The 13,867-nt window shown below is 68.9% G+C and carries 15 protein-coding genes; 12 read left to right on the plus strand and 3 right to left on the minus strand.

Features of this window, described 5'->3' with window-relative positions:
• Positions 1-27 precede the first annotated feature (27 nt).
• From ACWF0M_RS24115 to tuf, 3 genes are all read left to right on the plus strand, one after another.
• A complete protein-coding gene (locus ACWF0M_RS24115; RefSeq protein ID WP_452237952.1) occupies positions 28-2,274 on the plus strand; it encodes an outer membrane protein assembly factor BamB family protein in 2,247 nt (748 codons plus the stop codon).
• Between the two features lie 187 nt (positions 2,275-2,461).
• Entirely contained in the window at positions 2,462-4,861 is a 2,400-nt protein-coding gene (locus tag ACWF0M_RS24120; RefSeq protein WP_452237953.1) for a hypothetical protein, read from the plus strand.
• Between the two features lie 280 nt (positions 4,862-5,141).
• Positions 5,142-6,329 (plus strand): elongation factor Tu, encoded by a 1,188-nt coding sequence (gene tuf / locus ACWF0M_RS24125; RefSeq protein WP_452237954.1) that lies wholly within the window; start codon positions 5,142-5,144, stop codon positions 6,327-6,329.
• 19 nt (positions 6,330-6,348) lie between these two features.
• Here tuf and ACWF0M_RS24130 read toward each other — a convergent pair whose 3' ends face one another.
• A complete protein-coding gene (locus tag ACWF0M_RS24130; RefSeq protein ID WP_452237955.1) occupies positions 6,349-6,615 on the minus strand; it encodes a DUF4031 domain-containing protein in 267 nt (88 codons plus the stop codon).
• Positions 6,612-7,316, minus strand: a complete 705-nt coding sequence (locus ACWF0M_RS24135; protein ID WP_452237956.1) for a copper homeostasis protein CutC — start codon at positions 7,314-7,316, stop codon at positions 6,612-6,614. Before ACWF0M_RS24135 ends, ACWF0M_RS24130 begins: the two co-directional genes overlap by 4 nt.
• A 101-nt stretch (positions 7,317-7,417) precedes the next feature.
• Between ACWF0M_RS24135 and ACWF0M_RS24140 the strand changes: the two genes are divergently transcribed.
• The 9 genes from ACWF0M_RS24140 (at position 7,418) to ACWF0M_RS24180 (ending at position 13,051) form a co-directional block, all read left to right on the plus strand.
• A complete protein-coding gene (locus ACWF0M_RS24140) occupies positions 7,418-8,455 on the plus strand; it encodes a LacI family DNA-binding transcriptional regulator (protein WP_452237957.1) in 1,038 nt (345 codons plus the stop codon).
• Positions 8,456-8,528: 73 nt separating this feature from the next.
• Positions 8,529-8,741 (plus strand): hypothetical protein, encoded by a 213-nt coding sequence (locus ACWF0M_RS24145; protein WP_452237958.1) that lies wholly within the window; start codon positions 8,529-8,531, stop codon positions 8,739-8,741.
• A 109-nt stretch (positions 8,742-8,850) separates the two neighbouring features.
• Entirely contained in the window at positions 8,851-9,195 is a 345-nt protein-coding gene (locus ACWF0M_RS24150) for a hypothetical protein (RefSeq protein ID WP_452237959.1), read from the plus strand.
• A 58-nt stretch (positions 9,196-9,253) separates the two neighbouring features.
• Entirely contained in the window at positions 9,254-9,619 is a 366-nt protein-coding gene (locus tag ACWF0M_RS24155) for a hypothetical protein (RefSeq protein WP_452237960.1), read from the plus strand.
• Positions 9,616-10,050, plus strand: coding sequence for a hypothetical protein (locus tag ACWF0M_RS24160; protein WP_452237961.1), 435 nt, complete (start codon positions 9,616-9,618; stop codon positions 10,048-10,050). The genes ACWF0M_RS24155 and ACWF0M_RS24160 overlap by 4 nt, the downstream gene beginning before the upstream one ends.
• A 131-nt stretch (positions 10,051-10,181) precedes the next feature.
• Entirely contained in the window at positions 10,182-11,555 is a 1,374-nt protein-coding gene (locus ACWF0M_RS24165; RefSeq protein WP_452237962.1) for a multicopper oxidase family protein, read from the plus strand.
• Positions 11,556-11,626: 71 nt separating this feature from the next.
• A complete protein-coding gene (locus ACWF0M_RS24170) occupies positions 11,627-11,956 on the plus strand; it encodes an ArsR/SmtB family transcription factor (RefSeq protein ID WP_452237963.1) in 330 nt (109 codons plus the stop codon).
• The gene (locus ACWF0M_RS24175; protein WP_452237964.1) at positions 11,953-12,423 is read left to right on the plus strand and encodes an SRPBCC domain-containing protein; all 471 of its coding nucleotides are present in this window, start codon (positions 11,953-11,955) and stop codon (positions 12,421-12,423) included. The genes ACWF0M_RS24170 and ACWF0M_RS24175 overlap by 4 nt, the downstream gene beginning before the upstream one ends.
• 37 nt (positions 12,424-12,460) lie before the next feature.
• The gene (locus ACWF0M_RS24180) at positions 12,461-13,051 is read left to right on the plus strand and encodes a dihydrofolate reductase family protein (RefSeq protein WP_452237965.1); all 591 of its coding nucleotides are present in this window, start codon (positions 12,461-12,463) and stop codon (positions 13,049-13,051) included.
• Here ACWF0M_RS24180 and ACWF0M_RS24185 read toward each other — a convergent pair.
• Complete coding sequence (locus tag ACWF0M_RS24185; protein WP_452237966.1) at positions 13,030-13,701, minus strand: peptidyl-tRNA hydrolase; 672 nt, start codon at positions 13,699-13,701, stop codon at positions 13,030-13,032. The genes ACWF0M_RS24180 and ACWF0M_RS24185 overlap by 22 nt on opposite strands.
• Positions 13,702-13,867: the final 166 nt, after the last annotated feature.

Genomic DNA, 13,867 nt, shown 5'->3' on the forward strand with positions numbered 1-13,867 from the left:
TAGAAGTGCGGCTGGCAGACTGAAGCAGTGGAGCTCCGGGCGCGGTGGGACGACCTGTTGCCGGGGTCTGCCTCCCTCGCGGACGAGCTGGTCGCGCGGTACGTCGAACGCACGCGCCGGGCGTACCGTGACCACTACCTCGGCATCGTCCTGACCGCGCTGGACTCGTTGATCCAGCTCTCCACGGACCCCACCAGCGTCCGGCTCGCCGCCTGGTTCCACCGCGCCGTCCACGAGCCGGGCGGCACCCCGTCCGAGGACGCCGAGGCATCGGCCCGGCTCGCCGAGCGCCTCCTCCCGCAGTACGGCGTACCGCCGATCCGGATCGCCGAGGTCGCCCGGCTGATCCGTCTGACCGGTGACCTCGCCACGCCACCTCCGGACGCCTACGCCCCACCCCGCCGCGATGCGAACGGCGACGTACTGCTGGACGCCGTCAACGCCATCCTCGCCTCCGACCCCAGCCGGTACGCCGTCCACACAGCCGAGGTACGACGCGACGCCGGCGACCGGAAGACCGCGCTGGAGCACCGGTACGACGAAGTCCGCGAACTGCTCGACGGACACCTCTACCGCACGCAACTGGCACGGCAGCGCCTCAGCCCGGTCGCCCGGGTCAATCTGGAGGCAGAGCTCGCCGGACTGGACAGTGAACTCCCCGCACCGTGGCGCGGTTGGCAACAAGCCACTCTCACTGCCACGGCTACCTTCACTGCCATCGCAGCCGCGGTGGTCGCGATCGCCGCCTCCGGTGCGTCCTGGCAGACACCAGCAGCCGACAGCGAGGCCGGCTGGCCGACAGTCGCGCTGGCCGTCCTCTCCTTCTTCAGCGCACCAATCCTCTTCCGGTGCGCCCGTAGCGCGAGCCAGCGTGCCCGCCTGATCGCAGGCGCCGTACTGGCGATTGCGGTGACCGGACTGCTCATCGCCTGGGCCCGAGCACCGCGAACCAACGTCGCCGTCGGCGTGGGCCTCCGCGTCCCGTTGCTGATGTCCGCACTGATCCTGCTGCTGGTTGCCGGTGCAGCAGCCCTCGTAGCCTCACTGCTCCGCACGCGGACGGCTCGCTTCCTCCCGGCGCGCAACCTCGGTCAGCAGCTCGCATGGCTCGCCGTACCCGCAACAGTCGCTCTCATCCTGCTGCTGATCGTCCAGCCCCTGTCCCGCGGCTACGTACTCAGCTCCAATGAGCGAGTCGAGGGAACACCGCGGGACGCAGGCAAGGCCAGCCCGTCGGTCCTCAACGGCAGCGTCGCGTGGGTCAGCGATTCCGTCGCGGGCACTGGTGCAGAGGAAGCGATCGGCACCAGATACGGCGTCGCGGTCCCCCGCCCGAGCGGTGTGGTCGAAATGCTCGACGCGGCCACCGGTGCGCTGCGCTGGCGCTACAGCCGCTCCGACTCCGACGAGAAGCCAGTGATCGCGGCTACCGGCAACGGCGACTACGTACTGGCCCAGTTCGCCGACGTCGGCTACCTGCTCCTCGACGCGAACACCGGTCACCGCAAGGCCGCATGGCCCGGCCGTACCCGGGACCGCTTCATCCTGCAGACCCAGCCCCTCCTGACCGGCGAACGCTCCGGCAAGCTGCACGGTGTCGACCCGGACGGTCACGAACGCTGGACCTACGACTCCGGCGACTGCACCGAGCTCGGCGCCATCGCCACCGCCGAGACCGTGCTCACCTTCGTCAGCCACACCTGCGACGACCGTCCGGACGAGATGACCGCGCTGGACGTCCAGTCGGGCAAGAGGCTGTGGACCAGGACCTCGGCAGACAGCTACCGCCGCCCGGTCGTCGTGGCCGGTCTGGTGGTCGTGGCCGAGCCCGGCGGCGATTCCGACGTACCTGCCGCGCTGACCGCGATCGAGCCACGCACCGGCGACGTCCGCTGGCGTTGGGACGTGCCGAAGTCCTGGGCCTGCCGCACGCTGCTGAACGCGGCCGGGAAGTACCTGATCGTCGTCGACTGCCCGGGGCCGAGCAGTCAGGAGAACCGGCGGACCGTCGTCACCGCGATCGACGCGAACACCGGCCTGACCGCCTGGCAGACCCTGGCGCCGGTGAGCCCGCGGACGAAGATCACCGTGACGGCGGACGGCCGGGTCATCTCGCTGGGCCGCGGCTCGGCCGGTTGCGTCGCGAACGTTGTCAGCCGCGCCGGATTCCGGCAGGTCCGGCTGCCCGCCGGCATCACCTGCAGCCGCGACCCGCGGGCCGTCGGCAACCTGGTCCTCACCTCCGGACCGAACACGGTCATCGCCCTGCGCTAGTGACTCCGCGTAGTCGACCTCGGTCGATGGCCCGCCGGCCCGTCTCGGAGTGTGACGTAGACCGCAATTCCACGGCTGCAATTCGTTGCGAAACGCCCCTGTCGGAGCGGTCAGGTGACGAGCCGATATCGCTTTGGCCACGGACCGATCCGGGAACCCCGGATCGGTCGGCCGAGGGTCCCTACCGGTGCCAGACTCCTTGGCCATGGACCTGCGCGACCGGTGGAATCGCCTGCTGCCGCACGCGCAGCCGTTGGGCGATGATCTGCTGGCTCGTTACGCAGAGCAACATCGCCACTATCACGACCAGCAGCACCTGATCGAGGTCCTGCAGACCGTCGACGAGCTGGCCGAGTACGCCGACGACGCGGACGCGGTCCGGCTGGCGGCCTGGTTCCACGACGCGATCTACGACCCGCAGGCCGACCCCGGCGAGAACGAGGAAGTCTCGGCCCAGCTGGCCGAGCTCGAACTGGCGGCGTACGGCGTCGAGGCCGAGCGGGTCGAGGAGATCGGCCGTTTGGTCCGGCTGACCGCGAAGCACGACTGCGCCGCTGACGACCGCAACGGCGCGGTGCTCTGCGACGCCGACCTGCGGATCCTGAGCCTGCCGGAAGCGCGGTACGACGAGTACGCCGCCGGGATCCGGCAGGAGTACGCGCACGTCGCCGACCGGGACTTCGCCCGCGGCCGGATGTCGTTCCTGCAGAGCCTGAGCGAGACGCGGTTGTACGCGACCCCGCGAGGCCACGAGGAGTGGGAACGACCGGCCAGAGAGAACCTGACCCGGGAGGTCGGGTCGCTGGGCCCTAAGGCGGCCCGGCCGATCGGCGGGCTGGTCCCGGTCATCTACTTCGGTGCTGCCCTCGGTGCGGTCGTCGCCTCCTCGGTCCTGCTGGGCCGCGGCCTCGGAGCGGCCGCCAAGTGGCCGGCCGAACCGTCCGACATCGGCGGCTTCCCGGTCTGGGCACCGATCGCCGGTACCGCTGCGGCTGCCGGACTGGCCTGTGCGTGGTTCCGGCGCTCGCAGCAGCGCCTGGTGACCATCCCGGCGATTGTCTTCGCTGCCGTCGGCCTGATCGCGATCGGCGTGTGCTGGTGGCGCTGGCCGGTGGCGCAGCCCGGTGCGGCCATGTCGGAGCGCTGGCCGTACCTGCTGCTCGCTTCTGTCGCACTGGTCCTGGCCGGCGCGTTGCTGGCGCTGGCGCGACGGTTGCGGCTCGCACCGCCGTACGCACAGGCTCCCCCGCGCTGGCTGGGAGTTGGTGCGACCGCTGTGTGTGGCGCGCTGCTGGCGTGGGTCGTGGTGTCGGCTGGTGAGCCTTTCGTACAGGCCCGGCTGGAGACCGCCAACACGGTCAGCACGACCACGACAGCCCAGCCGACGCAGCTGCCGGTGCAGCTCGACGGGACGCTGGCCTGGAGCCGTCAGGTACCGGCGACCGGTGCCATCATCGGTACGGCGGGTGGCGTCGCGGAACTGCGGTCGGACGGCGTGGTCATGTCCGACGCGGCCACGGGTCAGATCCGGTGGCGCTACGCCCGGGCCGACGTACAGGACGCCGCGTCCAGTGGCGCCAAGGGACTGCTGGTGTCGGCGGACGGACGGACCATCGTCGCGCACCTCCCCCGCTCCGACTACCGCGAACCCGCGGGCATCAAGCTGCCGACGTACGCCGTACTCAACGCTGTGAGCGGTGAGGTGCTGACAGAGGTCGACACCGACGGGACCGCGCTGGCCGTCGACGCGGACCAGCTGCTCGTGGCTGAAGGCAACTACGTGGTCGCGCACGGCGTGAGCAGCCCGACGCACTGGCGCGCGCAGGTGCGCTGCAACGTGACGCAGGGCGAGCTGGTCGGCGACCAGGCGGTCGTCGTCGACGCCTGTGCCGGGAACAGTGCCGTCGTACGCGGTCTGGACATCAAGACCGGGGCACAGCGGTGGGAGGTCGACCTGGGCGCGCGGATCGACCTGAGCGCGGAGCTGGACCCGTCGACGTGGGTCGGCGAGCTGGTCGCCGTACCGGACACCCGTGAGGTCTCCGGGCTGGTCTGGACGGCTGCCGCCGGCGGCACGCTGTACCAGTGGTCCGTGGACACCAGCGAAGGCCACCTGATCTGGGCGACCCCCGTGCCCGGCACACCGCGGCCACGGCTCGGGTCCTCGTCCTGCGACGCACAACTGGCCGCCACACACGCCTCACTGGTGCTGATCACCTGCCGGACCGGCAACGACCCCGGACAGCCCCAGACGTACGACGTGTCGTCGTCGAGCCCTGCTGACGGGACACCGCAGTGGCATCACCTGTTGCAGGTGCCGCCGCGTCTGCAGCAACCGGAGTACCCGCGGAACGGGTTCGGACTGCTGCCGGACGGACGTGTGGTCACGCTGATGCCGCAGCCGAACGGCAGCTGCTCTCCCGTGATGATCGGCACCACCGGCATCCAGTCGCGGCCGATCCTGCCCAGCCCGAACACGCAGTCGGTGGCCAAGTCCGAGGAAGTCACCTGCAACAAGCCGGCCGTCACGGTCGCCGCCGCACGCCCGATCTTCTCCGACGGCACCCGGCTCTTCGCGCTGAACTGAGCCGCGGGAATTTCTGTTGCTCCGGGCAGCGTTCCTATCTACCGTGACCAACATGTTCCGCGTGGTTCTAGAGCTAGACCTGTCAGGCACCGGCCTGACGGGCGCTCCCACGTGGGCACTGTCAGTCGATTCGGCCACTCGAAGCTGACCCTCCTCCTGCTGCGCAGGACCCGCGGAGGAGGGTGGCTCGAACCGGCCCCCTCCACGCGGTGACAGCACTGGAGGGCTTGCCGGAGGGTCCTGGCTCATTCCGAATCTTCTGACAGACAAAGGATTTCTCATGGCCAAGAGCCAGTTCGTGCGGACCAAGCCGCACCTCAACATCGGGACGATGGGTCACGTCGACCACGGCAAGACCACGCTGACCGCGGCGATCACCAAGGTGCTCGCGGAGCGCGACCCGAGTGTGAACCGCTTCGTCGCCTTCGACGGCATCGACCGTGCGCCGGAGGAGATGCAGCGCGGGATCACGATCAACATCTCGCACGTCGAGTACGAGACCGCGACCCGGCACTACGCGCACGTCGACATGCCCGGGCACGCCGACTACGTGAAGAACATGATCACCGGCGCCGCCCAGGTGGACGCCGCGATCCTGGTCGTCTCCGCACAGGACGGTGCCATGCCGCAGACGCGGGAGCACGTGCTGCTCGCGCGCCGGGTGGGCGTGCCGTACCTGGTGGTCGCGCTGAACAAGGCGGACACCGTCGACGACCCCGAGCTGCTCGACCTGGTCGAGCTGGAGGTCCGTGAACTCCTGTCGGAGTACGGCTTCCCGGGTGACGACGTACCGGTCGTGCGCGTGTCCGGTCTGAAGGCGCTGGAAGGCGACCCGCAGTGGACCGCCGCGGTCGGTGAGCTGCTGGACGCGGTCGACAACTACGTGCCGGTCCCGGACCGTGAGCTGGGCGAGCCGTTCCTGATGCCGATCGAGAACGTGCTCACCATCAGCGGCCGCGGCACAGTGGTCACCGGTGCGGTCGAGCGCGGATCGCTGAAGCTCGGGGACGCGGTCGAGGTCGTAGGTCTCGGCCCGACGGTCACCAGCACGGCGATCGGTATGGAGACGTTCGGCAAGTCGCTGGAGTCCGCAGACGCGGGCGACAACGCGGCGGTGCTGCTGCGTGGCGTGAAGCGCGACGAGGTCCGTCGCGGCCAGGTGGTGGCGTTGCCGGGCAGTGTGCAGCCGCACCGGAAGTTCCGGGCGAACCTGCACGCGCTGTCCACGGCCGAGGGCGGCCGGCACACCCCGTTCGCCGCGGACTACCGGCCGCAGTTCTACTTCCGGACCACGGACGTGTCCGGCGGGATCGACCTGGGTGAGATCGCCCTGGTGATGCCCGGCGACACGATCGAGCTCGGCGTGGAACTGGAGAAGCCGATCGCGATGGACGTCGGCCTCGGCTTCGCCGTCCGCGAAGGCGGCCACACGGTCGCCGCCGGCACAGTGACCGAACTGCTCGACTGAACAAGAACGGCCCTCGACCTCAACCGGTCGGGGGCCGTTTTCGGTGCCGCAGACCTGCAGCGATCAGCCGCTGCACGAGCTCGCGGCTGTCGACAGGTTCGGCGCCGGCGGCGATCAGGTCGTCGTAGCGGTCACTGGGTACGTCGTAGTGGTCGCGGTCGAAGCCGCGGGCCGGAATGCCGGCCGCCTTCGCGAACGCGTGGAGCTCCTCGTAGGACTCGTCACTCACCAGGTGCGACCAGACACGGTTCCAGGCGGGCCAGGCGGGCGGATCGATCAGGATCATTCGCGCGCGTCCTGGGCGTCGAGCAGGTTGCGCCAGGAGCGCACGAAGCGGGAGTTCACGTACGCCTTCGTCCACGAGCCGTCCTGGCGGACCGACGTACCGACGTGGAAACGCCGTACGCCGCTCTGGAACAGCCAGGGCACGTGTTCGGGCTGCAGACCGCCACCTGCCATCATCACGCCGGCTACAGCAGAGTCCTCGCGAGCCAGCTTGCACAGGTCATCCAGACCGTGGCTGACACCGATGGACGAGCCAGCCGTCAGTACGCAGTCCAGCCCGGGCAGGGTGCGCAGTGCACGCCAGGCAGGTTGCTGGTCGAGTACTGCGTCGATGGCGCGGTGGAACGTCCACGGCGTACCGGCGAACGTGCTGACCAGTGCGGACAACGACTCGACGTCCACCTGGTTGTCCGGGGTCAGGAACCCCAGCACGAAGCCGTCTGCCCCTGCGGACAGGAACGACTGCGCCATCGCGGTCAGCCGGTTCAGGTCGGCGCCGTTCGCGGTGAACGAGTTCTCCAGCCGCAGCATCACCCGCAACGGCAGGTCGGTGACCCGCCGGATCGCACTGACGGTCGACACCGACGGGCACAACCCGTCCGCCTCCATCGAGGCGCACAGCTCCAGCCGGTCCGCCCCACCCTCCTGTGCCGCCTCCGCATCCGCGGGATGCAGCGCGATGATCTCCAGCAACGAACCCATGCGCGCCATCATCTCCCAGATTGCTGTTGCACTCCCGCACGGTCTTCTGTATCGTTTTTCTAGAACGATTTAGAAGAACGATACAGAAGAGGTGGAAGACGATGGCCGGCGTGACGCTGAAGACCGTGGCGAAGGCCGTGGGCGTGTCGCCGTCGACCGTCTCGAACGCCTACAACAAGCCCGACCAGCTCTCCACCGCGCTGCGCGAGCGGATCCTGGCCACCGCCCAGGAGCTCGGGTACGCCGGACCGGACGCCTCGGCGCGCGCCCTGCGCAGCGGTAAGGCCGGCGCCGTCGGGGTGCTGTTCACGGACAAGCTGGCCTACGCCTTCTCGGACCCCTACGCGGTCGGCTTCCTGGCCGGGCTCGCGGAGGTCGCCGAGGAGTTCGCCACCAGCCTGCTGCTGATGCCGCTCAGTTCCACGGACATCGTCGGCGGCAGCACCGCCGTCCAGCAGGCCGCGATCGACGGGGCGGCGATCTTCTGTGTGCCGGGCGGTCATCCGGCACTCGAGATCCTCGCCAACCGCGGGATCCCCGCGGTGTCGACCGATCGGGGCGATCACCCGGACCTGTCCTGGGTCGCGATCGACGAGGTCGAGGCGGCCGCGCAACTGGGCGAGCACCTGGCCCGGCTCGGTCACCGCGACGTCGTCGTACTGGTCGACAACGCGCAGGCAGCCGGCGGCCGGCCGGTGGAGCTGACGCTCGACGAGGTCGGGTACACCGACTGCGAGCTGCGGATCCGGGGCCTGCAGAAGGCGATGCCGGACGCGCGGCTGCGGATCGTCTCCGGCGGGCACAACGCATTCGCCTCCGGACTGCGGGGCGCGGAGTTCGTGCTCGACTCGCAGCACCGGCCGACGGCGATCGTCGGGCTGAGCGACGTCCAGGCGCTCGGTGCACTGGAGGCGATGAAGGTCCGGGGCCTGACCCCGGGTCGCGATCTCAGCCTGGCCGGATTCGACGACATCCCCGCCGCGTCGGCGGCCGGGCTGACGACGGTCCGGCAGCCGATCAAGGACAAGGGGCGGGCGGTCGGCCGCATCCTGCTCGACCCGGCCACCACCGAACGCCAGCTCCTGATGCCGACCCAGCTGATCGTCCGCTCCACCAGCGGACCGGCGCCCAAGCACTGACAACTCCACACACTCCCCGGACACCACTCGGTTCCCGGGTCGAACGATCACGCTCTCAGGAGGGAGCAGAACCATGACGTACTTCATTGCCGGCAACACCGCCGTCGAGAACGCCCGCAGCCTCACCCAGTCGGCGCTCCCGAACGCTCCCCAGCAGCCGTACGACGAGCCCACGCCACGTCGCGCGTTCGCGATCCGCACCCGCATCGGCGCCGTACTGCGCGCCGCCGCCGAACGCGAGGTCCGCCTCGCCAACCGCATCGACCCCACCTGCTCCCTCAGCTGACCCAACTTTGAGCACCCACCAACCGAATCCGCGACGGAAATCTGGTTGGTGGGGGCTCAAAGAGCTCGTCGCGTGGATTTGTCGGAGGCGTCTGGCACTCTGAAGGGCGATGAACGAGCCAGGGGTGTTGCTGACCGCGCGGGCGATGGTGCTGCACGACCTCGCCGCGCGTGGCTTCGACGACGCGGTGATGGTGTCCTTGCTGGAGGACGCCGTCGCCGGTCGTCAGTGGTGGCTGGATCAGTGGCCCGACGGCGCCGAACACATCGCCGGCCTGGTCGCACAGGACGTCCAGGATCACCTGGCCGACTCGGGGGTCCGCTGGCCGCGCTGCACCGCCTGCGACGACCTGCACGACCACGAGCTCCGCATCGAGCCGGAGCTCGGCCCTGACCCGCAGTGGGTCTGCGAACGTGCCGGCATCTCCGTCGCACCCCTGGGGCACCTGACCTGACCCCTCCGGGTAATACCTGATTGCCCTACATGTAGCCAGACTACTATTGTCTGTCTACATGAAGGTCCTGAACGTGCTCCGAGCGACGGCCGGCGTCCATGCCCTCGCGATCTGCCTGCAGCCGGTGTTCGCGGGGGTCTACCTGGACGGCTCCCCCTCCGGCCTGCGGATGCACGAACCGATCGGGCTCGCCCTGGCCTTCCTCGGACTCGCGCAGTTCCTGGTGGCGACGGTTTGGTGGCGGAGGGACGGCCGCTGGACCGCGCCCGCCGCGAGTCTGCTGATCGTCGCGGGCGAGGTCGTCGAGATCGCCATGGGCTACAGCCGCCAGTTGGCGATCCACGTCCCGTTGGGCATCGCGCTGGTCGCGGCCACGGTCTCCTTCGCGCTCTGGGTCAACAAGCGACAGCTGGTCGCCGCATGATCGCCCTCGAACCGCAGCCGGCGGCCAAGGTACGTCGGCCGCGCGTCAGCCTGCACGTACTGCGGATCACGCTGGTTCTGCACGCCGCGTTCGTGATCGCGCAGCCGATCGCAGCCGGCTACTTCCTGGCCGGCAACGTCGACGCGATGACCGAAGTGCACAGCACGATCGGCGGCTCCATCTGGATGTTCGCGCTTCTCCAGTCCGTCGCGGCCGCCTGCTACACACTCGTTGGCCGCGGCCGGATCTGGCCCGCACTGGTCTCCCCGCTCCTGGTCGTCGCCGAGTTCGTCCAACTCACGTTCGGCTACCTGCAGAACTTCGCCGTACACGTCCCGCTCGGGACCGCCATCGTCGGCGCCGTCTGCTGGATGACGGTCTGGTCGTTCCGCCGCACCGCACGCCTGAACCGCCGGGAGGCGAAACGATGAAGATGTCCCGCCGCGGGTTCATTGCAGTTACCGGCGCTGCCCTGACCTTGAGCGGCTGCGGCCAGGAGGCCAAGCCCGCACAGGCCGGAGAACTCCTGCGTAGCAGGGCGAAACTGCCCACACCCTTTCAGGTGCCACTGCCGATCCCACCGGTCAAGAAGCCGATCCGCTCCGATGCCAACGCCGACTACTACCAGGTCGTGCAGCGCAAAGCTCTTGTGGAGATCCTCCCCGGCCTCAAGACCGAGGTCATGGGGTACGACGGCCTGCTGCCCGGCCCCACGTTCGACGTACGCAGCGGACGCACCACCGTGGTCGAGCAGGTCAACCAACTCGAGGTATCGACCGTGGTGCATCTGCACGGCGGCCACACCCCTGCACCGAGTGACGGCTGGCCGCTCGACCTCACCATGCCCGCGAACGGACAGCACACCGGCCACCACATGTCCGGCGGCGACATGGCGATGGGCAAGCGCACATACACGTACCCGAACACGCAGCGCGCGGCGACCCTTTGGTACCACGACCACACGATGGACTACACCGCACCACAGGTCTACCGCGGACTGTTCGGTCTGCACATCATCCGGGACGACGAGGAGGCGAACCTCCCGCTACCGAAGGACGATCGGGAGATCCCGCTGGTGATCGCGGACCGTGCGTTCGACGCGGACGGGTCCTTCTTGTACCCCGCCGCGAAGGACGGCCCCGGCGTCGAGTCGGCGTACATGGAAGGTGTTGTCGCCGACGTCACGCTGGTGAACGGCGCGCCCTGGCCGGTGCACGAGGTGGACGCGGTCCGGTACCGCTTCCGCATTCTCAACGCCAGCAACGCCCGCCGGTACGAGCTCGCCTTCGACAAGGGGCCCGCGAAGTTCGTGCAGATCGGCAGCGACGGCGGACTGCTCGACAAGCCGGTCGATCACAAGACGCTGGCGATCGCGCCGGCCGAGCGGTTCGACGTGATCGTCGACTTCTCGCAGTACCAGCCAGGCGACGAGGTCACGGTCGTCAACAAGCTCGACAACAATTCCGGCGTATTGCGCTTCAAGATCGCCCGCAAGGCGCCCGATGACACGAGCATTCCGGCGACGCTCTCGTCGTACGCCGTGACGCCCAAGCCGGCTGGTGTCGTACGGCGGGAGTGGCGGTTCCGTCGCGGGAGCGCGGGCGATCACCGGGGCTGGACGATCAACGGGAAGGCGTTCGATCCCGCGGTGATGCAGGCGCAGGTGAAGCTGGACCAGTACGAGATCTGGTCGTTCGTCACCGACGTACATCACCCGGTGCACGTCCACCTCGCGCCGTTCCAGGTCCTCACCCGCGGCGGGAGCAGCAAGCTGTCGGCGTACGACCACGGCTGGAAGGACACCGTCGACATCCGCCCCGCCGAGGTCGTCGAGGTCCTCGTCAAGTTCACCGCCCACAAAGGCAAGTACCTGATCCACTGCCACAACCTCGAACACGAGGACATGGCCATGATGGCGGCCTTCGAGACGATCTGAGCCGCTTGACGGCAGCAGTCGACCATGCCTATAGTCAATCTATCGGTTGATCAAGGGAATGGTTGATAAAGATGATGGTTGACGACGACCAGCTCGACCGGGCGTTCGCGGCGCTGGCCGACCCGGTGCGGCGGGCGATGGTCGCGCGGCTGTCGCGCGGGCCGGCCACCGTGAACGAGCTGGCCGAACCGTTCCCGATCACCAAGCAGGCGGTGTCGCGGCACATCCAGGTGCTCGAGGCCGCCGGGCTGATCACCCGGACCCGGGACGGCCAGCGCCGCCCGTGCCATCTGGTGCCGGCCGCCCTCGAAGCACTGACGAGCTGGATCGACGAGCACCGGCTCGAAACCGAACGCCGCTTCCGACGGATGGAAGCATTACTGAAGGAGCAGGGATCATGAGTGGCACCACCATCAACGCCCCGGCCGGCACCCCGTTCGTCGAGGTGACGCGTGAGTTCGCCGCCACGCCGGCGCAGCTGTTCAGGATCATGACCGACCGCGACCTGGTCGCCGAGTGGCTCGGCCCGCGCGACCTCGACGCGACGATCGAGGAGTACGACGTACGCGCCGGTGGGAAGTACCGCTACATCCACCGTGACGACTCCGGCGAGTACGCGTTCCGCGGAGTCTTCCACGCCGTCGAGCAGGACAAGCTGGTCATCCAGACCTTCGAGTGGGAAGGCGCGCCGGGCGAGGTCTGCCTGGAGAAGATGACGCTCGAGCCGACCGAGAAGGGCGTCCGGCTGCACCAGCAGTCGGTGTTCCCGTCCGTCGAGGCCCGCGACCAGTCGATCGAGTACGGCATGGAGAACGGCATCAACGACTCGATGGACCGCCTGGCCGAGCTGCTCGCGAAGGAGAGCTGATCATGAGCCAGGTCGTCGTCGGCATCTCGGTGTAGCCATGGGCAACGTCATCGCGTCTGCCGTCGTTTCGCTGGACGGCTTCGTCGCAACCACCGAGGACGAGGTCGGGCCGTTGTTCGACTGGTACAACAACGGCCCGATCGAGCTGTACGGGACGGATCCCGGCCGCCCGTTCCACGTCAGCCAGGCGAGTGCGGACTACATCAGCTCGGCCTGGGGCAGGGTCGGTGTGGTGCTGTGCGGCCGCCATCTGTTCGACATCACCAACGGCTGGGAAGGTATCCCGCCGTTCGGCGAGCACGTCGTGGTCGTCACGCACCAGCCGCCGACCGACTGGCCGTTCCCCGATGCGCCGTACTCGTTCGTCAACGGGATCGAGCAGGCCGTCGCAAAGGCCCAGGAACTCGCCGGCGACCGCGACATCTCACTGGCCGCGGGGAACCTGACCGGACAGGCCTTGCGGGCCGGTCTGGTCGACGAACTCTCGTACAACCTGGTCCCGGTGATCTTCGGCACCGGCAAGCGCTTCTTCGGCGACTACGCGGGCGAGCAGCTCCTGCTCGACGACCCGAAGGTGATCGAAGGCGACCGCGTCACCCACCTGCATTACCGCGTCAGCAAAGGATGATCCGCGATCACCGTTCGGGAGCCCGGGGCGACCTCGGTGAAGCCGGCGTCCTGGACTACAGGGAGGTTGGTGGTCAGCAGGTGGGTCCATTGGGGTGGGGTCGCGGTGCGGACTGCCAGGGCGAAGTCGGCCGCTTCCCATTCCTTGCGGGCTTCCGGTGAGAGCGCCCACCAGGCGAGTTGGGCGGCATGCCCGCACTGCGCCATTGCCTTGCCGCTGGACATTTCCAGGGCGGGGTTGACCCACAAGACCGGTACGCCGGGTTCGAGCGGCGGGAGGTCGGCGGTGTCCTCGAAGTCGGTGCCTGCTACCTGGAGCTTGAACAACTCGGGCGGTACGTCGTCCACCGCCGTCGGCGGAAACACCCGCACCTCCGCCGCGGCCCCGTCCGACCCGACGCCCGTCCCGTGCACCGTGATCCCGGGCAACGCCTCGGTACGTCGCCACTCGGCGCCACGGGCCCGCTTGGTGATCTTCCGGATCCGGTTGTCCTGCCACGCCGTCATCGCCGGCGCCCACTCGCCCTCGCCGTACGACCGCTCATCGGCCAGAATCGCGAGCACCGCCCGCGCCGCCGTCTCCAGCGCATCCGTCTGCCCCGGCCGCCCGTTCTTCTCGACGCGCACCACAAGCGTCAACACCTGTTCCACGCCGCGAGTCTTCCAGTAGCCCCGCGACACGAGCCGATCGGCCCGGATCGGTGAGCTGTGTGAAACTCCTGTCACCCACCGAACACGGCAGGACCGCACAATGCCAGACAGCACGCCGGATCCACCAGCCACCGACCTGGGCTGGCCGGTGCTCGAGAATGCCCGC

The sequence above is a fragment of the Kribbella sp. NPDC055110 genome, assembly GCF_053607525.1.

What these genes read in the sequence shown, in the direction of transcription:
- tuf (WP_452237954.1), top strand. Translation starts at nt 5,142, where the DNA reads ATGGCCAAGAGCCAGTTCGTGCGGACCAAGCCGCACCTCAACATCGGG.
- ACWF0M_RS24130 (WP_452237955.1), bottom strand. Translation starts at nt 6,615, where the DNA reads ATGATCCTGATCGATCCGCCCGCCTGGCCCGCCTGGAACCGTGTCTGG.
- ACWF0M_RS24135 (WP_452237956.1), bottom strand. Translation starts at nt 7,316, where the DNA reads ATGGGTTCGTTGCTGGAGATCATCGCGCTGCATCCCGCGGATGCGGAG.
- ACWF0M_RS24140 (WP_452237957.1), top strand. Translation starts at nt 7,418, where the DNA reads ATGGCCGGCGTGACGCTGAAGACCGTGGCGAAGGCCGTGGGCGTGTCG.
- ACWF0M_RS24145 (WP_452237958.1), top strand. Translation starts at nt 8,529, where the DNA reads ATGACGTACTTCATTGCCGGCAACACCGCCGTCGAGAACGCCCGCAGC.
- ACWF0M_RS24150 (WP_452237959.1), top strand. Translation starts at nt 8,851, where the DNA reads ATGAACGAGCCAGGGGTGTTGCTGACCGCGCGGGCGATGGTGCTGCAC.
- ACWF0M_RS24155 (WP_452237960.1), top strand. Translation starts at nt 9,254, where the DNA reads ATGAAGGTCCTGAACGTGCTCCGAGCGACGGCCGGCGTCCATGCCCTC.
- ACWF0M_RS24160 (WP_452237961.1), top strand. Translation starts at nt 9,616, where the DNA reads ATGATCGCCCTCGAACCGCAGCCGGCGGCCAAGGTACGTCGGCCGCGC.
- ACWF0M_RS24170 (WP_452237963.1), top strand. Translation starts at nt 11,627, where the DNA reads ATGATGGTTGACGACGACCAGCTCGACCGGGCGTTCGCGGCGCTGGCC.
- ACWF0M_RS24175 (WP_452237964.1), top strand. Translation starts at nt 11,953, where the DNA reads ATGAGTGGCACCACCATCAACGCCCCGGCCGGCACCCCGTTCGTCGAG.
- ACWF0M_RS24180 (WP_452237965.1), top strand. Translation starts at nt 12,461, where the DNA reads ATGGGCAACGTCATCGCGTCTGCCGTCGTTTCGCTGGACGGCTTCGTC.